This window comes from Cupriavidus sp. D39 (genome assembly GCF_026627925.1).
GTDB classification, from domain to species: domain Bacteria; phylum Pseudomonadota; class Gammaproteobacteria; order Burkholderiales; family Burkholderiaceae; genus Cupriavidus; species Cupriavidus ulmosensis.
Window position 1 is genome coordinate 526,480 of sequence record NZ_JAPNLE010000006.1, and the last position, 18,229, is coordinate 544,708.

The 18,229-nt window shown below is 61.9% G+C and carries 16 protein-coding genes and 1 pseudogene; 16 read left to right on the plus strand and 1 reads right to left on the minus strand.

The genetic code is table 11. From position 1 onward, the window contains the following. The first annotated feature begins 70 nt into the window (after nt 1-70). The 13 genes and pseudogenes from OMK73_RS06745 (at nt 71) to OMK73_RS06805 (ending at nt 15,367) form a co-directional block, all read left to right on the plus strand. Nucleotides 71-3,811 carry an EAL domain-containing protein gene (locus OMK73_RS06745; RefSeq protein ID WP_267601308.1) on the plus strand — a complete coding sequence of 1,247 codons (3,741 nt, stop codon included), beginning with the start codon at nt 71-73 and terminating at the stop codon, nt 3,809-3,811. An 81-nt stretch (nt 3,812-3,892) separates the two neighbouring features. Then, nucleotides 3,893-4,348 (plus strand): universal stress protein, encoded by a 456-nt coding sequence (locus OMK73_RS06750; protein ID WP_267601309.1) that lies wholly within the window; start codon nt 3,893-3,895, stop codon nt 4,346-4,348. A gap of 81 nt (nt 4,349-4,429) precedes the next feature. Continuing rightward, nucleotides 4,430-5,575 (plus strand): helix-turn-helix transcriptional regulator, encoded by a 1,146-nt coding sequence (locus OMK73_RS06755; protein WP_267601311.1) that lies wholly within the window; start codon nt 4,430-4,432, stop codon nt 5,573-5,575. Between the two features lie 533 nt (nt 5,576-6,108). Further along, nucleotides 6,109-6,237, plus strand: coding sequence for a hypothetical protein (locus tag OMK73_RS06760; RefSeq protein WP_267601312.1), 129 nt, complete (start codon nt 6,109-6,111; stop codon nt 6,235-6,237). Between the two features lie 167 nt (nt 6,238-6,404). Continuing rightward, nucleotides 6,405-7,082, plus strand: a complete 678-nt coding sequence (locus OMK73_RS06765) for a hypothetical protein (protein WP_267601315.1) — start codon at nt 6,405-6,407, stop codon at nt 7,080-7,082. Nucleotides 7,083-7,101: 19 nt separating this feature from the next. Continuing rightward, a complete protein-coding gene (locus OMK73_RS38910; RefSeq protein ID WP_420715482.1) occupies nt 7,102-7,305 on the plus strand; it encodes a PAS domain-containing protein in 204 nt (67 codons plus the stop codon). Between the two features lie 60 nt (nt 7,306-7,365). After that, nucleotides 7,366-7,734, plus strand: a pseudogene (locus OMK73_RS38915) (diguanylate cyclase domain-containing protein); the annotation flags it as partial. A gap of 87 nt (nt 7,735-7,821) precedes the next feature. Continuing rightward, a complete protein-coding gene (locus tag OMK73_RS06775) occupies nt 7,822-8,640 on the plus strand; it encodes a putative bifunctional diguanylate cyclase/phosphodiesterase (RefSeq protein ID WP_267601317.1) in 819 nt (272 codons plus the stop codon). Further along, entirely contained in the window at nt 8,637-10,220 is a 1,584-nt protein-coding gene (locus OMK73_RS06785) for a sensor histidine kinase (RefSeq protein ID WP_420715472.1), read from the plus strand. The genes OMK73_RS06775 and OMK73_RS06785 overlap by 4 nt, the downstream gene beginning before the upstream one ends. A 6-nt stretch (nt 10,221-10,226) precedes the next feature. Further along, the gene (locus OMK73_RS06790) at nt 10,227-10,691 is read left to right on the plus strand and encodes a response regulator (protein ID WP_267601318.1); all 465 of its coding nucleotides are present in this window, start codon (nt 10,227-10,229) and stop codon (nt 10,689-10,691) included. Further along, nucleotides 10,672-12,849 (plus strand): EAL domain-containing protein, encoded by a 2,178-nt coding sequence (locus tag OMK73_RS06795; protein ID WP_267601321.1) that lies wholly within the window; start codon nt 10,672-10,674, stop codon nt 12,847-12,849. The genes OMK73_RS06790 and OMK73_RS06795 overlap by 20 nt, the downstream gene beginning before the upstream one ends. Continuing rightward, complete coding sequence (locus OMK73_RS06800; RefSeq protein ID WP_267601322.1) at nt 12,846-14,510, plus strand: putative bifunctional diguanylate cyclase/phosphodiesterase; 1,665 nt, start codon at nt 12,846-12,848, stop codon at nt 14,508-14,510. The genes OMK73_RS06795 and OMK73_RS06800 overlap by 4 nt, the downstream gene beginning before the upstream one ends. A 287-nt stretch (nt 14,511-14,797) precedes the next feature. Continuing rightward, nucleotides 14,798-15,367 carry an ANTAR domain-containing response regulator gene (locus OMK73_RS06805; RefSeq protein ID WP_267601378.1) on the plus strand — a complete coding sequence of 190 codons (570 nt, stop codon included), beginning with the start codon at nt 14,798-14,800 and terminating at the stop codon, nt 15,365-15,367. Nucleotides 15,368-15,761: 394 nt separating this feature from the next. Here the strand turns inward: OMK73_RS06805 and OMK73_RS06810 are convergent, their stop codons facing one another. After that, nucleotides 15,762-16,091 (minus strand): hypothetical protein, encoded by a 330-nt coding sequence (locus OMK73_RS06810; protein WP_267601323.1) that lies wholly within the window; start codon nt 16,089-16,091, stop codon nt 15,762-15,764. A gap of 1,128 nt (nt 16,092-17,219) precedes the next feature. Here OMK73_RS06810 and OMK73_RS06815 point away from each other — a divergent pair. From OMK73_RS06815 to OMK73_RS06825, 3 genes are all read left to right on the plus strand, one after another. Next, entirely contained in the window at nt 17,220-17,462 is a 243-nt protein-coding gene (locus tag OMK73_RS06815; RefSeq protein ID WP_267601324.1) for an AbrB/MazE/SpoVT family DNA-binding domain-containing protein, read from the plus strand. After that, nucleotides 17,462-17,800, plus strand: coding sequence for an endoribonuclease MazF (gene mazF, locus OMK73_RS06820; RefSeq protein WP_267601325.1), 339 nt, complete (start codon nt 17,462-17,464; stop codon nt 17,798-17,800). The genes OMK73_RS06815 and mazF overlap by 1 nt, the downstream gene beginning before the upstream one ends. Before the next feature lie 105 nt (nt 17,801-17,905). Then, entirely contained in the window at nt 17,906-18,073 is a 168-nt protein-coding gene (locus tag OMK73_RS06825; protein WP_267601327.1) for a hypothetical protein, read from the plus strand. Nucleotides 18,074-18,229: the final 156 nt, after the last annotated feature.

Below are 18,229 nucleotides of genomic sequence, written 5' to 3' on the forward strand. Positions count from 1 at the left end.
TTCTTGCGCAATCTTGCGTCGGCGCGTCAAGGCCCCCGCCCTCGGCGCGTCTTTTTTGCGGCGAGGTCGAGTGAGCGTTGTCATGCCAACCAGGTCATCGCGCCTGGTATGGGCTTTCCTCGTGGTTGGTCTATTCGCCAGCGGCCTGGCGTATTGGCAGAGTCGCACCCTGATCGAGCGCGAGCTGGACGCGCGGCTGCAACTGGCCACAGCCGAGGTGACCAACCGGCTGCTGAGACAGGTCAATGCCTATACGGAAGTACTGCGAGGCGTCCAGGCCCAATTCGTCGTCCACCCTGACTTGTCGCGCGGGGACTTCCAGCGGCTGTATCGCGCGCTGTCGCTAGAGTCACGGCTACCTGGCGTACAAGGCATCGCATTCGCGACCAGGGTGACGCGGGTTTCGCGTGAGGCCGTTGATACCGCCCTGGAGCGGGAACTGAAGGACAACGACCTCGGCTATCCCACTGCGTTCCGTCGCGCCGAGATCGGGTCGGAGGATGCGTACGTCATCCGGTATACGGAGCCGATCGCGGTAAATCGGCTTGGCGTTGGAATAAACCAGAGCGATGGTGGCATCCGGCGTGCCGCGATCCAGCGCGCGCGCGACACTGGGGACTTGTCAGTGAGTCCACGACTGCAATTCCTGGCCAGGCCGGATGCGCCGGAAGGGGCGATTTTCTTCCTGCCCCTGTATCGGGGCGGGACCGTTCCGAGCACGCTGGATCGGCGGCGGACGGAATTTTCCGGTGTCGTTTCGATCGCGGTGCGACTCGACGACATGCTGCGGGACGTGTTTGGTCCGAAGCTACTCGATGATCTCGATGTCGAGATTTACGATCTGCGGCGCGCGCAGGGCCAGTCTTTGCAGTACGACCCGCATCACCTGCTATTCGATAGCGGCAACTCTGTGGGCGCGGTCAGCCTGCACGCCGGAAACGCGGCGTTCCCGCACCAGCGCACGGAGGATCTCGAGATCGGCGGGAGTACCTGGCGCGTGCAGGTGACGGCGTTGCCTACTCTGGTCCGCGCATCACAGCGCTGGTTGCCACCGCTGGCGGCACTGGGCACGGGGCTGCTCAGCGTGCTGGCATTCTGTTTCATGCGCATGCTCGAGCATCGCCGGCGTGCCGCCAGCGCGCGTGCGAACGTAGCCGAACAAGCCTTGCAGTCCAAAGAAGCGCAGCTTAGCCGCATTAGCGACACCATCGATCAGATGCTGTGGACGATTTCCATACCGGACAGGCAGATACGCTTCGTTAGCGCGGCGGTAGAGGCGATCTGCGGCCGGCCAGCACAGGCATTTTATGACGCCCCACTGCTGTGGCTGGAATGCCTCCATCCTGAGGACAAGGGGTCCATACTGGCCCTGACGGAGCAAATCACCGTCACCGGGACGGAAGAATTCGAGTGTCGCATCGTCCGCCCCGACGCTGAGATACGATGGGTCAAGGGAAAAGCGCATTTCACCTGCGGCACCACGCCGGGCGCCGGATGCATCGACGGCATTCTGACGGACGTCACTGAGTTGCGCCGGGCGCATGCCGCCCTCTTGCGGAATAACCGCGCCTTACGCGCCATCCATGCCTGTGACGCGGTCATAGCAGGCGCGAAGGATAAAACTGATCTGCTGCAGGGAATCTGCGAGGTAATGGTCGATACCGGCTATCGCATGGCGTGGGCGGGCGTGCTGCGCGGGGAAATGGCGGCCCTTCTCGTTCCCGTGGCAAGCGCGGGCGAACACCAGGACTATCTGGGGTCGCTTCAGGATGCCTTGGCACTCGGAGAGCGGGATCCGGGCCCCCTTGGGGAAGCGCTTCGCACGCGCGGACCGGTCGTTGCCAATCGGCTCGCCAGCGACGCGCGTTTCGCTCAATGGCGCGACGAAGCAATACGCCGCGAATTCCATGCCAAGCTCACGCTGCCACTGTCCGACAGTGACCAGCCAATGGGGCTGCTGAATGTGTATGCGCAGGAAGAGGACGCCTTCGACGCGGAGGAAGTCAGGCTGCTGGATGGCCTGGCCCAAGGGGTGGCGGTAGCGCTCCAGTCTTATCAGCACCGCCGCGCGCGCTCGGCCGCCGAGGCAGCGCTGCGTCTGCGACAGCGTGCCATAGAGGCATGCGCCAACCCGATCGCGATCACGCGTTTTGAGGCCCCGGACTACCCCACGCAATACGTCAATCCCGCTTTTGAGCGGGTCACCGGCTATCCGGCGTCTGCCATCCTTGGGCAAGGTCTGCGCCTGCTTTGTCGCGACGACTTCAATCAATCAGGGGTGACTGAGCTCGACGCCGCACACGAGCAACAGCGCGACGGTCACGCGGTCATACGCGGCTATCGCCGCGATGGGTCGATGTTTTGGGCGGATGTCTATCTTGCCCCAGTGCGCGACGAGGCCGGCCAGGTCACCCATTTTGTTGCGGCCATCTATGACATCACGGCCACCCGACAGTATGAAGCCGAGCTCGAATACCGCACAAATTTCGATGGCCTAACCGGACTGCCCAACCGCAACCTGCTGCGTGACCGTGCCGAGCAGGCGCTTGCCCTCGCCAAGCGCAACAACCGATCCGTCTGGATCCTTTGCATGGATCTGGATCGCTTGAAATTTGTCAACGACACACTGGGCCACGATGCGGGCGACAGCGTGCTCCAACAGGTGGCGCAGCGCCTGTCCGCCGCCTTGCCTGCGACCGACACCGTGGCGCGGGCAAACGGCGATGCGTTTGTCGTCGTCCTGTCCGACGCGACGGATGAGCATGCCGCGGCTGCGACTATGCAACGGCTGATGGAGACCGTGGCCAAGCCGCTGACCGTAAAGGGGCATGAATATTTCCTGACCTGCAGTGCCGGCGTCGCAGTGTATCCAACCGATGGTGCTGATGCCGAGAGTTTGATGAGGCACGCAGATATTGCGATGCACCGAGCCAAGGAAGTCGGTCGTAATACCTTCCAGTTTTATACGCAGGCGCTGAACGCGCGTGCGATGGAGCGCCTACGGCTTGAGGGAGACTTGCGCCATGCCGTACAGCGCGACGAATTGGTTCTCCACTATCAGCCGCAGGTCGACCTGCACTCCGGCCGTATTGTCGGTATGGAAGCCCTGGTGCGCTGGCAGCACCCACAACTCGGCATGGTTTCCCCAGCTCGTTTCATCGGTGTCGCCGAAGAGGCCGGTCTGATTTCCCACATCGGCGACTGGGTTCTTCGTACTGCCTGTCAGCAGAACCAGCGGTGGCAAGACAGAGGGTATGGTCCCTTGCGCGTGGCAGTCAACGTTTCCGCCCAGCAGTTCCATCAGCAAGACCTGATGCAGATCGTCGTCGGCGTTCTCGAGGAGACTGGGCTGGCCGGGTCTTGCCTGGATATCGAACTGACCGAGGGGGTGGTGATGACCGACGTCGAACACGCCGTCAGGATCCTCCATCAAATGAAGGGTCTCGGCGTGAAGCTATCCATTGATGACTTTGGCACCGGTTACTCCAGCTTGGCCTACCTCCGACGCCTTCCCGTCGATGTGCTGAAGATCGACCAGTCGTTCGTGCGCAACCTGACCACTCACGATGATGAGGCGGCGATCGTTCGCTCGGTGATCGCGCTTGCGCACAGCCTGGGCCTGCAAGTGATTGCCGAAGGCGTGGAAACAGCAGCGCAGCTAGCCTACTTGCGAGGGCACGGTTGTGATCAGGTTCAAGGCTACTATTTCAGCGAGCCGCTACCTGCCGATGCCTTTGAGCAACTGTTGGCCCAAGGTAAGCACCTGCCCCCTGCGAACGAACTGCCGCTGATGGTCAATAGTCGCTCGTGATAGGGAAAATCATTCGAGGGTTGGCTGAAGTCTCTCGACGTTGCCCACAACCCTTGATCGTCCTTCTTGACAGAACCTAGCGTGAACAAAACGTTTAATCATTTTTTGTTGCCCGTCGATGGCTGGATGCTATCCGCAGAGGTCCTCGAGAAAATCATCATATTTGCTCGAGAAACGAAAGCCAGGATCACGGTCCTTCACCTTCTCCGAGATCAAGATATGTTTGCCGTGCAGGCCGAGGGGCAGGTCGGCGCGTCCGAGCGCTTGCCTGAGAACAGACCGCAGGATGCCGAGGCGAATCTCAAGATCATCGCAACGGAGGTGATGCTAGCTGGCGTCCAATGTGAGACGACCTATGTCATGGATCATCGGCTACATGACGTCATCCATCACACGGCTGCAGAAAGAAACTGTGATCTGATCCTCGTGGTACCTCACGGTCAGGGCGGCATCCCATGCTTCCTCACCGGTGGCAAAAGTGAAGAAGACAAAGAAGAAGGGCTGGCACTTCACAAGATACCCTTTGTGGTGGTGTAAAGGGTATCGGAAGCACAGCACACTGGAACCCGGCCGCGTTATTGGCACCTGGTACCAGCGCGTAGGAATGGACTGGGATAGATGATGAGAATGGCGCCATTCAGGGAAATGCTGGCAGGGCTGACGCAGCTCACAATTGCTCAGCTGGATGAGTTACGGATTACGATCGATTCGATCGCCGCCGAATATGCCCAACATCAAGACATAGGAGACGGTCAAGTTATCACGGAGTACTCCTATGGCGGTACAGATGTTCGGCCATGCGGCGCACAGAGCCAGCGACTGCGGAGGGTCCTCGACGACATCGGCAGACCCCAGTTCGCTGACCCACCAGCACCGAGCCTTCGGCTCAGACAGAAAGACGAATTCGACATCTATGAACGTTGCATCGAGAATGGCTTGACGATGGACGATGCGGCCGAGATGGCCAGGCTGTTCATCAACACCGCCGGTCTCCAGCGTTATCAGGCGTCGGAAAGTACCGTTGAGCCAAAACCGAAAGTTGTTAGAGCCAGACTAGACATCAAGGGAACCTTCCTCGCGCTGCCGCTGGAAGCAAAGCTGGAGCATCCAGACGTCGCTGCGCTCCCGATGCGCAACTTCATTGACGAGCATGCGCATACCAATGTCTCCATTGTCGCAGTGCGCGACCTAGTCGCCGGCGACGAGTCGCAAAGTCGGCGCGAGCGCTCACACGAAGCCGCAAATGGCACTCCAAGCATTTTGGAGGAGCTCGGCCTTACCGAGCGCCAAAGCGTGATGCTGGTTCTGATGCTGGAGGGAGTGTCCAACAAGGACATCGGCCATCGCCTGGGCTTAGCGGAAAGCACGATCAAGCAGCATGTATCCGCCATCCTTCATCGGCTTGGCGCGCGCACTCGCAAGGAGGCTATGTCGCGGATGAAAAGTCTCTGCTTGCAGGAATTGCTAGCTGGAGACACGGCATGTTCTGGCCACAACCCATGCAGCGAGCAAGATCAATCGTTAGCCCCAGCGGAAGGCATGTCAATCACGCCGGAAGAACTGGGTCTAACCCCACGCCAAGGCGTCGTGCTAGTCGCCTTGCTGGAGGGATTGTCCAATAAACTGATCGCACGACGCCTGGGGCTCTCGGAAAACACTGTCAAAGAACATGTGTCAGCCATCCTCCTGCGGCTTGGCTTTCGCACTCGCATGGAGGTGATGTCGAAAATGAAGCATTTCTGTGTGCGTTTCCGCTTAACATGACTGGCCTTGCACGCTGCCTCGATGAGAGCCTGGTCACGCTGAGGCGGTGACAAGCCCCGAATTTGGACAATTTCTTCATCGGAAATCGCGAAGACCTAATTATGATCGATGTCGACTTTTTATTTGCCTGTGGCTTAATTGACTCATTTTCATGTAAAATTTATCTCTTAGGTTTGATCGCTGTTTGTGGTTAATTTATGGTGTATTAGCAGGAACACCGCCACGTGGTATTACAGGCTTGCTTGGTGTCGTACTTTGTCACCAGCCGGCCTCCCTCGCGGTGATCTCGCATCGGCAAAAAGCTGGCCCCCGTCAGCTGCGGCTATGACGTTAGGGAAAAGTCCTCCGTGCTGCGGCAGGATTTTCGGCCCGACTTTGATTTCCCTCTGGCAAAACCATGAGCTACAGCCTGCGAGCCCTGCTAAAGCAACACACCGCCCCTATGCGTCGCCGTCTCGACAGTGCGCCACTGCTTCATCTGCCTACCGACGCGACCTTGGCTCAAATTGACACCTTTGTAACCGGTGGTTACGATGCGCATTTTGGACAAGCTCGGCCTGCCCATCGAAATCGTCAGCCGGTTCACCTACAACAATGACCCAGTTGGGGTTTCTTGGCGACCTATCAAGCAGGAACATGCCTGCGCCGCGTCGGTCGCGTGACTGGTTTGGAGAGCCTTTGGCAGTAGTCACCTGCGGGCGCAGCCAAGCAGGAATAGGCGCTCAGGGCGTGATTTTGCGTTGCATCTCGGAAAAGACAGACCCCAGGCTGTTGCCGAGGCGCGCGCGTCGGAGGCGTTGGCATGCGGTCTGAGCGGATCGGGGGCAGGATGCCATCTTGGCAGCATCCTGCCGAGCAGGCCGAGTGCGAATTGCGCCGCGCCAAGAACGCATTGCGCTTGTCGCAGGCCATCCACGACATCCTCCGACAGGCTTCGGACGAGTTCGACATGCTGGTTCAGGTCTGTGCGGCCCTGGTTGAGGCGGGCTGCCATACGGCAGCATGGTTGTCGCCAGGAAGGCCCGTGCTGGTGCGCAGCGCGCCCCGCGCCGAGGTGGATGTGGCGATGCTCGCTCGCTGGTTTGAAGGCTGGGACACGATTGCCGCCGAGTTGGCCGGCGTGGCGGCGCCGCTGGACGAGGGGCCGCTTGCGGTGCCTGGCGCAAGCAGGGCGGCGAGACTGGTGCTGCCCCTGCGCGACGCTGATCATTTCTTCGGCACGATCGCCGTCGCTCTGGGCGAGGGTTCCGACTTGGACGATGGGGTGGCGATCGAGCAGGCCGTCTCCGGAGTGGCCTTCGCCGTGGCCACCATGCGGGCCCGCGCCGGGCGTGCGCGCGATGAAACGGAACGACAGTGCAGCGAGGCGCAGTTTGCGCGGGTGATGGCCTCGATCAAGGACGCCGTGTGGGCGATGTCCGCGCGCAGCGGCCAATGGGTCTACCTCAACGAGGCGTTCGAGAGAATCTGCGGCCGGCCGGCCGGCGTCCGGCTTCCTGCGCAATAAGCGCCTGTGGCGCGAGATCATCCACCCGGAAGACCTGGCGTCGCTGGTCAAGACATTTTCGGATCTGCACCAGGACGCTGCCAGCTGCCATGTCTTTCGTGTGGTCCGGCCGGATGGCGGGGTTCGCTGGGTCGAGGGTCGCACCAGTGTGATATGGGGCGCCAAGGGTCGTGTTTTGCGTCTCGCCGGCACGGCCACGGACATCACCGAGCGCATAATGTAAAAGACCAGCGTCAAGTATCTGGCCACGCGTGACGGCCTGACCGGGCTGCCCAACCGGCATGTGCTGGTTGAACGCATCGGCCAGGCGCTTGCTAGAGCCCAGTCCGGCGCGGGCAGGCTGACACTCGGTGTTCTGAACCTCGATGGCCTGAGGTTCATCAATAACAGCCTTGGTCACGAAGCCGGAGATGCGCTCCTGGCAGCCGTGGGGCAGCGTCTCCTGCGCGTAGTGGGCGTCCATGATACGCTGGCCCGGCTCGGAGGCGACGAGTTCGCGGTTCTGTTGACCGATAGCCCCTCTTCGCAGGCTCTCGCAGCGGTCGGCAGCGAGGTGCTCGCTTGCTTTGTCGGTCCTTTCGCCGTCGGTGAGCATGAACTGCACCTCTCCGCCAGCCTGGGGCTCGCAGTCTATCCCGAGGATGGCGACAACACCGCCACCCTGCTGCAGCATGCGCATTCGGCCCTGCACAGGGCCAAGCAGGAGGGAGGGGCGTGCTGCCGCTTCTACGCCCGCAGCATGAGCGCCGATGCCGCCGAACGTATCCGGTTGGACCAGGCTTTGCGCGGAGCCATGGAGCGGGACGAGTTCGAACTGCACTACCAGCCGCAGATCGATCTGCGCTCGGGCGGCATCGCCGGTGTCGAGGCGCTGATTCGCTGGCACCAGCCTGAGCTTGGCCTGGTCTCGCCCGCGCGCTTCATCCCGCTGGCGGAGGAAACCGGGCTGATCGTGCCTCTGGGCGACTGGGTCATGCGCACGGCCTGCGCCCAGATGGCGGCTTGGCAACAAGCCGGCCTGGCCCCACCGCGCATCGCGGTCAACCTGTCCGCTCGGCAGCTCTGGCAGGGCCATGCGGCCGAGCGGGTCGCCGCCGTGCTGTGTGAGACAGGCATCCCGGCGGGCTGCCTGGAGGTGGAAATCACCGAGAGCGTAGTAATGCGAGACGGTGCCGAAGCCGTGCAGGCGCTGTCTGCCCTGCGGGCCCTGGGCGTCACGCTCGCGCTCGACGATTTCGGTACGGGTTATTCCTCCCTCAGTCACCTCAGGTCACTGCCCCTCAACAAGCTCAAGATCGACCGGGCTTTTATTCAAGACCTGACGACCCGTTCCGACGTCGCCGTGCTGGTGCAGCAAATCATCCAGATCGGCCATGCGTTCAAGCTCCGCGTGGTCGCCGAAGGCGTCGAGACGCGGGAGACCGCCGATTTGCTGGCGCGCAGCGGTTGCGACGAGGTGCAAGGTTTTTATTTTGGCAAACCGCTTCCCGCGCAGGACCTCGAAGCCCTGCTGCGCCAGCATTCTCGTCGCCCCTCGTTAGCGGCCGTGAAACCATGAATCACACACTCCCCACTTCGTTCTCCAGCCTGGTCGAATCGTTCGAGATCGACGCGGCCAACCTTGAGGCACGCAAGGCGTTGCTCGACTTCACGCCGCAAGATGGGGTTCTGCTGGGACGCTTGAACGCCGTCCTGCCCGACCTGGACAAGAAATTCCTCGACGCTTTCTACGCGCAACTCGGTCGACTCGAAGACCGGCCCGATTTTCTCGACGACGCAAACGAAGTTGAAAACGCAAAGCAACGCCAGACCCGTACATTCCGCCGCCTGACCGGCGGAGCATACGACCTGGCCTTCGCACAGAGCTGCCTCCTGGCAGGTGTTCGCCGACATGGACTTGGTTTGAAGCCAGCGTGGTATATCGGCGCCTACGCACGCTACTTCGAGACCCTCGTTCCGCAGATTTTGAGTTCTTGCGACAAGGACCCAGAGGCTTCCGTCGCCACGACGCTGGCCCTCATCAAGGCTGTGCTGCTGGACTTGGGTCTTGTGATCGATGCCTACTTCCATGCGGATCACGAGATCCTGCGCCTGTTTGCCAAGGTGTTCGAGAGCGACATGGAAGGGGTGGTGATCGCTACCACCGATCAGCGCATCGTCCATGCCAACGGCATGGCGGCGCGACTGCTGGGCAGGGAGCGCGAGACGCTGGCCGGTGTCCCGTTGAACAACTTACCGGTCGACTGCGCGGCATTTGAGGCTGCGTGGGACGCGGCCCTGGCGACCGGCGCATGGCGTGGCGAGATGATGATGCAGGCTGGCGAGCGCAGATTCCCGGCCGAGGTCGGCATCGGCGGCGTCAAGGACGAGCAGGGGCGCGTGACGCACTACGTGTTCGAGTTTTCCGACGTCACCGAGAGGCAGCGTGCGCTGGCAGAATTGGCGGGGCGGACTGAGGAGCTGGCGCGTTCCAACAAGGAGCTCGAACAGTTCGCCTACGTCGCCTCGCACGACCTGCAGGAGCCGCTGCGCATGGTGGCCAGCTATACCCAGTTGCTGGCGCGTCGTTACAAAGGAAAGCTAGATGACGACGCGGACGAATTCATCCACTACGCGGTGGACGGCGCCACGCGCATGCAGGCCTTGATCAACGACCTGCTCGCGTATTCGCGCGTTGGCACACGCGTGCGGTCGATGACGTCGGTCGCCAGCGGCGTGGCGCTGGAAAAGGCACTTGAGAATCTGCAGGTGTCGATAGAGCAGAGTGGCGCGGTGATCACTCATGATCCCCTGCCGGAGGTGACCGGCGACCTAACCCAGATCACTCTGTTGTTTCAGAACCTGGTCGGCAACGCGATCAAGTACCGGGGCACGGAGCCGCCGCTGATTCATGTCTCGGCTGTGCCGGAGGGCGCGGCGTGGGTTTTCTCGGTGCGGGACAACGGCATCGGTTTCGCGGCCGAGTTTGCGGATCGCATCTTTCAGATCTTCCAGCGCCTGCACACCAAGGAGGAATATCCGGGGACGGGCATTGGCCTGGCAATTGCCAAGAAGATCGTGGAGCGCCATGGCGGCCGCATCTGGGTCGAGTCCGAAGCTGGCCAAGGCGCGACGTTCTATTTCAGCATGAAGGGGTAAATGACGATGACGATGGAACCGATGGGCCGCACCGCTGAGTTTCTGCTGGTGGAAGACAACCCAGGTGACGTGCGGCTGACCCAAGAGGCGCTTCGGGAAAGCAAGGTTAAAAACAATCTTCACGTGGTCTCCAACGGCGTGGACGCCATTGCCTTTTTGCGCCGCAAGGGGCCCTTCGCGAATGCGCCTCGCCCCGACATCATTCTCCTCGATCTCAACCTGCCAAAGAAAGATGGCCGCGAGGTGCTGGCAGAGATCAAGGCCGACCCTGTGCTGCGGCGTATTCCGGTGGTCGTCATCACCTCGTCGGAGGCCGAGCAGGACATCCTCAAAAGCTACGACCTGCATGTGAACTGCTATGTGACCAAGCCGGTTGATCTGGAACAGTTCATGAAGGTCGTCCAGTCGGTCGAGACGTTTTGGCTGACGATCGTTAAACTGCCCACGGAGGGTGGACCGGAAGATGAATAGTGCGGAACTTACCGTCCTGGTTGTCGATGACAACCCCGGCGATGCGCGGCTGGTGGCCGTCATGCTGTCGCAGACGAGTGAGCGCTGTTTCCGGCTGCTCACCGTGGCGCGTCTGGCCGAGGCCCTATCAGCCCTGGAGACAGAGCAGATCGATGTGATCGTGCTCGATTTGCAACTGCCGGACAGCGATGGCTTGGAAACCTTGACCAAGGTATCGGCGGCCGCGCCTGACATCCCCATCGTGGTCCTCAGCGGCGCGGAAGACGACCGCTTTGCGGCGCAGTCGCTGCAGATGGGCGCGGAAGATTTCGTCGGCAAGAACTATGTGACAGGCCCGCTTTTGACCCGGTCATTGCTCAACGCCATCGAGCGCAAACGGCTCGAACGACGGTTGGTCCAGTTGGCCCACTACGATTTCCTCACGGGTCTGGCCAATCGCACCCGCTTTCATGAGCGTCTCAGGTCGGCCATGGCATGGGCCAGGCGCCACAAGCGCATGTTGGCTTTGATGTTCATGGACTTGAATAATTTCAAGGCGGTCAATGACACCTATGGCCACCAGGCTGGTGATGCTCTGCTGCAGGGCGTGGCCAAGCGCCTGTCGGGGTCGATGCGCGAGATCGACTGCGTGGCGCGCCTGGGCGGCGACGAGTTCACGGTGCTCATGGTCGATGTGGACAGCGTTCATGAGGTCGAGTGCATTGCGCAAAGGATTGTTGGCGAAATCGTTCCGCCGTTCGTGATCGGTGGCCAGACGCTGCACGCGCACACGAGTATTGGCATCAGCATGTATCCGGCCGATGGCGAACTCGTGGAGGAGTTGACCGCCAAGGCCGATGCTGCGATGTACCAGGCCAAGGCCCGCGGGCGGGACGGCAGCACCTATGGGTTTTATGCGCCGGCCGACCAGGCCAGCGGGAGCTGGCGCGCCAGAGGCCATGACGATTTGCGCCGTGCGCTGGAGGAGCGCGAGTTTGTCATGCATTACCAGCCCAGGATCGACCTGAAGACGGGGCGCATCTCAGGGGCCGAGGCGTTGCTGCGCTGGCAGCATCCCGAGCGCGGCCTGGTGCCGGCGGCCGAGGTTGTTCCGCTGTTGGAAAAGAGCGGCCTGATCCTGCCGGTGGGAGAGTGGAGCGTGAATGTGGCCTGCACCCAGATGCGCGCGTGGCATGTCGCCGGATGGTCTGGTCTGGTCGTTTCGATGAATGTTTCGCCACATCAGTTACGCCAAGGCCAGATGTTTGAGACGGTACGGCGGGTGCTCGACGAAACGGGGCTGGCGCCGGCTTGCCTGGAACTGGAATTTCCCGAACGCATCTTGTTCGAAGAGGGCGCGTATTTGGAGGTTCTGCGCCAATTGAACCGTCACGGCGTGCGTATTGCGCTCGATGGTTTTGGTGGCGGCTTTGTCTCGATCAAGACGCTGCAGAAGGCGCCCATCCATACCATCAAGATTGATCCCTCGATCGTGCGCGAGGCCGTTGACGATCCGGGCTTTGTCTCGGTCGCCAAGGCTGTGCTGCGCATGGCACATGCCTTCAACATTGAAGGCGTTGCAGGCGGGGTAGAAACGCCCGAACAGGCGCAGCTGATGCACGAAACACGAACTCCTGTGCGATCACGCTCAAGGTTTTGTCTACAGCAAGGCCCTGCCCGCGACGGAGTTTGGCGAGCTGCTGGCGCGGGAGCGGCGCGGCGAGACCGTGGGCGTTCCCTTGGTCATATGAAAATCCTTTTGGTCGAAGACAACGCGGGGGATGCGCGGCTGCTTCGGGCCAGTATGGCCGAGGGCGGAGGCGCCTCCATCGATCTCGTCCATGTGACGCGGCTCGCCCACGCCATCGACAGCGTGGTGCGGGACCGCTTCGATGCGATCTTGCTCGACCTGTCGCTGCCGGATGGGCACGGCAAGGATACGTTTGCACGCATGAATGCCCATGCTGCAGGGACGCCCATCGTGATTCTGACCGGCCTCGACGACGAAGGTTTCGCGTTCGGACTGGTACAGGCTGGGGCGCAGGATTACGTGGTCAAGTCCGAACTCGATGGCCGGACTCTGTTGCGTACCATCCGCTACGCGATCGAGCGCAAAAAACCGAGACCGAACTACGGCTCGCGGCCAAGGTCTTTGAGTGCACCCTGGAGGGTATTGTGATCGCCGACGCCGCCGCAGATATCCTGTCGGTGAACCACGCATTCACAACCCTGACCGGCTTTACGCTAGATGAGATGGCGGGCACCAGCCTATGGGACATCGGTGCTGGCCAGCATGACGCCCAATTCTTCCACGAAGTCCGGATGCGCCTGGAGCAAGGCGGGCAGTGGCGTGGCGAATTCCTGAACCGGTGCAAGCTTGGAGCGCCGTTCCCCGCGTGGCTGAGCATCAGCGTGGTAGAAAACGCAGACCGCTCGGTGTCCCACTATGTCGCGGTGTTCACGGAGGTAAGCGCCCTCAAAATGTCCGAGCAGCGCCTGCAGCATCTCGCCCATCATGATCCCCTGACCGGGCTGCCCAACCGCGTTCTGTTCCATGACCGCCTCGAACAAGCCATCAACCGCTCCCACCGCGACGGCAGCCTATTCGCCCTGATGTTCCTGGATATGGATCGCTTCAAGCTGATCAACGATTCGCTAGGCCACGCGGTCGGTGACCGTTTGCTCCAAGCCGTGGCATCCCGTCTGAAGGGCTGCCTGCGCGAGGTCGATACCGTGGCGCGTCTCGGCGGCGATGAGTTTGCCATCATCTTGTCCGATCTCCAGCGCGGCGAGGATGCGACGGTTGTGGCCGAGAAAATGGTCGCGACGCTGGGCATGCCCTACCTGCTCGAGCCGCACGAGGTGTTTGTCACACCGAGTATCGGTGTCACCATTTATCCGGAGGGGCATGTGGACAAGGCCCGGCTGCTCGAAGGCGCCGACGTTGCGATGTACCAGGCCAAGGAAAATGGGCGCAACAATTTCCAGTACTATAGCGCCGACATGAATGAGGCAGCCTACGAGCGACTGAGAACCGAAACGAGCCTGCGGCGGGCGCTTGAGCGTAATGAGTTCATGCTTTACTACCAGCCCCAGATGGACCTGCAGACGGGTGCAATCGTCGGCGTGGAGGCGCTGATGCGATGGCAGCACCCCGAACGGGGGCGCGTGTTGCCCGCCGAGTTCATTCCCATTTTGGAGGAAACTGGCCTGATTATCCCGGTGGGCGAGTGGGTTCTAGAAACCGCCTGCACCCACTTCAAGGCGTGGCTCGATGCCGGTATCGCGCCACGCCGGCTGGCCGTCAATCTTTCGCTGCGCCAGTTCCGGCACAGGAATCTGGTTGGGACCATAGCCGGCATCCTCGAGCGCACCGGCCTGTCAGGGCGCCATCTGGAGCTTGAAGTGAGCGAGAGCACGGTCATGGCCAATGTGCAGCTCACCGTCGCAATCCTGGAGCGTTTGAAGGTCCTGGGGATACAGATCGCGATTGACGATTTCGGGACAGGATCCTCCTCGCTCAGTCACCTCAAGAGCCTCCCCATCGATACGGTGAAGATCGGGCATCCATTCGTGCTCGATATCCCGCACAGCCGCGACGACGCCGCCATCACGGCAGCCATTATCAGCCTGGCCCAAAGCATGCGGTTGACCAGTGTGGCCGAGGGCGTGGAAACAGAGGACCAGGCCTCCTTCTTGCGGCAGCAGCACTGCGACCAGATGCAGGGTTATCTGTTCGAAAAACCGCTGCCCTTGGAGGCCATGGCGGAAATGCTGCGGCGATGGGCCAGTGAAGCCATGCCCCATGCTGCCGATCTAAACCCGCGTATTTCGTGCTGAAGCTTGCTTCAACGGCATGCCGTTTCTGATCAGCCTGCTCGAGATCGGCGCGTATCATTGAGGCAACGGGTCGCCACGCGCAGTTGCACGTGCGCGTCGTTCGGTGGCGCGCCGTCGCGAACGTCGACTCAATTGAATCCACGAACCCGCCATACCATGATAATCAACTCAGCTCGAATCTTGCTCGGCACGAGACATCCGCAGTGACGCCATGAACCGACGCCCTCCGGCCCCCCAGTCCCAAGCATCCCGCGCCGGCTTCCGCGGCGAGTTCGCGCACCCTGCGCATCCTACTGGTGCGGGATCCGCACGACGCCGATCCGCTCAACGTCGAAACCATCCACGCCGGCCTGGTCTCGGCGGGCTTCACCGACATCGAGACAGTCGACGCCGACCTGCGGCTGCCCGATGCGATCGCCGCGCGGCAACCCGACCTGATCATCATCGCGTCCGAGTCGGCCGCCCGCGACACCGTCGAGCATGTGTGCGTGTCGACCCAGCACGCACCGCGTCCCATCGTGCTCTTTACCGACAACGACGACGCCCAGCGTATCAAGACGGCGCTTTCCGCGGGCATCACCGCCTACATCGTCGACGGATTGCGCGCCGAGCGCGTCAAGACCGTGCTGGACGTGGCCTATGCGCGCTTCGAGCTTAACCAGGAGCTGCGCGCCGAGCTGGACGCCACGCGCCTCCAATTGGCCGAGCGCAAGGAAGTCGAGCGCGCCAAGGGCCTGCTGATGAAGGAGCGGGGCATGAGCGAGGACGAGGCCTACAAGAAACTGCGCAGCATGGCGATGGAATGTAGTATCAAGCTCGTCGAGGCTGCACGGCGAGTCATCGATGTGATGAGTTGAGCTCACGGAAGTTTGCTCGAGCGGCCGTAAGCTCTCAGTGCAATGCACAACCACATAACGCCCCACCGCTACCGGTCACGTTCCCGCTACGGCGTCACCACGCCCCCGCCAGCAGGCTCTACGGCCTGGTGCGCAAGGCCAGCATGGGCACGCCGACTGCGGTGCTCGCGCCGTTTTGGCAGGACCACCTGCGCGACAAGATGCGCGCTACCATCGCGCACAACGGCTTGCCGGCCGCCCTCAAGTCGATCGCGGCCGACGCCGTGCAGTCGATCTGGCACGCCGCCGACGGAGCCGCCGCCCGACGAGTGCAGCGCAACCGGGCGCGGGCCGGGGTGGTGGCGGCCGAGTGGGAAACAGCCGTCATGCAAGCCGAGCTCGAGGCTGCGCGGCGCTACGGGAAGAGTTGGACGCCGAGCGCCAGGCCCACGCGGCCACGCAGGCGCGTCAGGAGGAGGGCCAGCGCCAGGCCGAGGCGCTCAAGCGGCAATGGGATGAGTTGCGTATCCAATTCTCGACGGAGCTGGAACGCACGCGCAAGCAGGTCGCCGTCGCGCAGCAGGCCAGCGCCACCGAGCGCCGCGCGGTGCACGAGATCGATCAGGAGCGCACGCTGCGCCAGAAAGGGGAAACAAGCGCTCGCGGACCTGCGTACCGAGATGGCAGCGGTGCAGGCGAGGGCGCAGAAAGCAGCTGCGCGCCGCGCACGGTAGACCGCCGGCAAGGGGCGGTCCGACAGAGGCCAAGACCCTCTGTCGGGCCTGACCAGGACCGGTCTTCCCACGGCGGGGTATCAATTTTCCGCGGGCGCCAAGGATCATGGCTGCATTCATTCTAGTACCTTGGGGCGATCATGAAAGAAATGTCAAGACATAGGTCCAATGTCTATGGGCACGGCCGCCCGACAGGAGACGGCGCCATCTCACTGCTGTCGGGTCTGACCCGCATCGCTCCCCTTCTCCACAGGGCTTCGCCATCACCCAGGGTGGTAGGGGCTGGGGATGAGCGTATCGGCATTGGCTCGTGGCACGGGACGGCCAACCATGGCAACCTTTGCCCGAATCGTGAGTACTCCATAGGGCTTCGGGGAAATCAGTCGGCCCGTACCGGGGAGGTCTGCCCGGTCGTGGCCTGACCCTGACCGATCATCTCGCTGACCTGGAGGTATCAGGCCCGGGAGGGGAGGGAATGGGTTGGGGCTGTCTGGGATTCTAGCCCGAATATCTCACGCGGCAGTGCAAATGGAGGTCGGCGGAACCGTAGGGTCCCGCGTTGAATCTGGTGTCAATTTCGCCAGCTTCTCTGCTCAAGTTACGCTTGCCCGCGACGTTAGAACGTTTCTGCACACCACGACCGTTTCAGCATATGCCCACCCTCGTCGAATGCTGGTCCGCAGCTATCCTTCGCCGCCGCTATAAAGTTCGCTTTCTGCCCAAGCAGGTGCTCACGCGCGGGGCGCGGCAACTGGAGCGGGAGTTTGGCCCGATGACCGCTGCTAATGCAAATAGCCAACGAAGTGGCGCTACCCATGATCGGCAGCAGGATGGGCATGGTGTTGCCAGAGCGTGCGGCTAGCGACCGAATCCCGCGCGATGGGCGGCGCGTGTCTCGCGCGAGTGGCTGGGCCGGGGTCGCAAGGTTAAACTCAGCAGAACTCCCGGCTTGCGGTCTCCAGCCGCGGCTTTGTCGGGTAACCGCGCCCAGCTACCCGACAAAACCGCAGGATGGACCGCCCGAGCAGGATTAGAGAACGCCCCCGCCGATGCTGCGTCTGGGATTTGCGTATCGACAATGTTGCAACATCTCACTCGGTCGAGTATAGTATCAACATTGACGATACGGAGGTGTTCATATGCGAGTCATTGTGAAGAAGTGGGGCAACAGCGCATCGGTGCGCATTCCTGCCGCCATCATGGAAGCCGCAAGCCTAAGCTTGGACGAAACCGTGGACGTGCGCGAAGAAGGTGGGCGCATTGTCATTGAGCCAGTACGCCAGAGCGATTACGACCTTGCGCAATTGCTGGCCGGCATCACGCCGGACAACTTGCACTCCGAGGCTAGTTTCGGCCCGGCGGTCGGCAACGAAGCGTTCTAATGGTGCGTCGCTACGTGCCCGAGGCCGGCGACATTGTATGGCTGCATTTCGACCCGCAAGCCGGCCACGAGCAAGCCGGGCATCGGCCCGCGCTTGTTCTCAGCCCAGCTACGTACAACGGCAAAACTGGCCTGATGCTCTGCTGCCCCATGACTACCCAGATCAAGGGCTATCCATTCGAGGTGTCGATTGCTGGCGACCGACCTAGCGCGGCGCTGGCCGATCAGGTGAAGAGCCTCGATTGGGTCGTGCGCAAGGCGAGCCACAAGGGCATGGTGTCTTCCGTGGAACTGGCCGAAGTCCGGGCAAAAGCCGTCGCCCTGTTAGGCAAACCATAGGAAGGTGCAGCTGCCTACGGGCGGCTTTTCCGGCACCTGTCGTCATGCCGAAAGCTGGGGAAGACACCCTAGGGGGCAGCAGAGAAAACAGCCCAGGAGGTCCAGATGCTGGATACAGAAGAGTGGAAAGCGCAGGCGGTGGCGAGCGGCCTGACGCTGCGCCCGGCGTGCCGATCCGGCAATCTGACCATACGCGTCCAGCGTTCCCACCCTGAGTTGATCGAAGCGATCCTGCATCGTCTCCACGAAGGAGATCGTGGAGACGATGGATAAAGTGTCGACAGTTGTGCGGCCGCGCCAGCGCGATGCAATCGGTGCTGTGGGTTCCAGCGCAAGCGGCGGCGAAACCCGCGCCATCTCGCGGGGCGAACGTCGTCCTGTCCATCCGCTGCGGCAACAGAACGGAACCGCGATGGCGGGGCGCCGGCG

What these genes read in the sequence shown, in the direction of transcription:
- OMK73_RS06755 (WP_267601311.1), top strand. Translation starts at nt 4,430, where the DNA reads ATGATGAGAATGGCGCCATTCAGGGAAATGCTGGCAGGGCTGACGCAG.
- OMK73_RS06760 (WP_267601312.1), top strand. Translation starts at nt 6,109, where the DNA reads ATGCGCATTTTGGACAAGCTCGGCCTGCCCATCGAAATCGTCAGCCGG.
- OMK73_RS06765 (WP_267601315.1), top strand. Translation starts at nt 6,405, where the DNA reads ATGCCATCTTGGCAGCATCCTGCCGAGCAGGCCGAGTGCGAATTGCGC.
- OMK73_RS06775 (WP_267601317.1), top strand. Translation starts at nt 7,822, where the DNA reads ATGAGCGCCGATGCCGCCGAACGTATCCGGTTGGACCAGGCTTTGCGC.
- OMK73_RS06785 (WP_420715472.1), top strand. Translation starts at nt 8,637, where the DNA reads ATGAATCACACACTCCCCACTTCGTTCTCCAGCCTGGTCGAATCGTTC.
- OMK73_RS06790 (WP_267601318.1), top strand. Translation starts at nt 10,227, where the DNA reads ATGACGATGGAACCGATGGGCCGCACCGCTGAGTTTCTGCTGGTGGAA.
- OMK73_RS06815 (WP_267601324.1), top strand. Translation starts at nt 17,220, where the DNA reads ATGCGAGTCATTGTGAAGAAGTGGGGCAACAGCGCATCGGTGCGCATT.
- mazF (WP_267601325.1), top strand. Translation starts at nt 17,462, where the DNA reads ATGGTGCGTCGCTACGTGCCCGAGGCCGGCGACATTGTATGGCTGCAT.
- OMK73_RS06825 (WP_267601327.1), top strand. Translation starts at nt 17,906, where the DNA reads ATGCTGGATACAGAAGAGTGGAAAGCGCAGGCGGTGGCGAGCGGCCTG.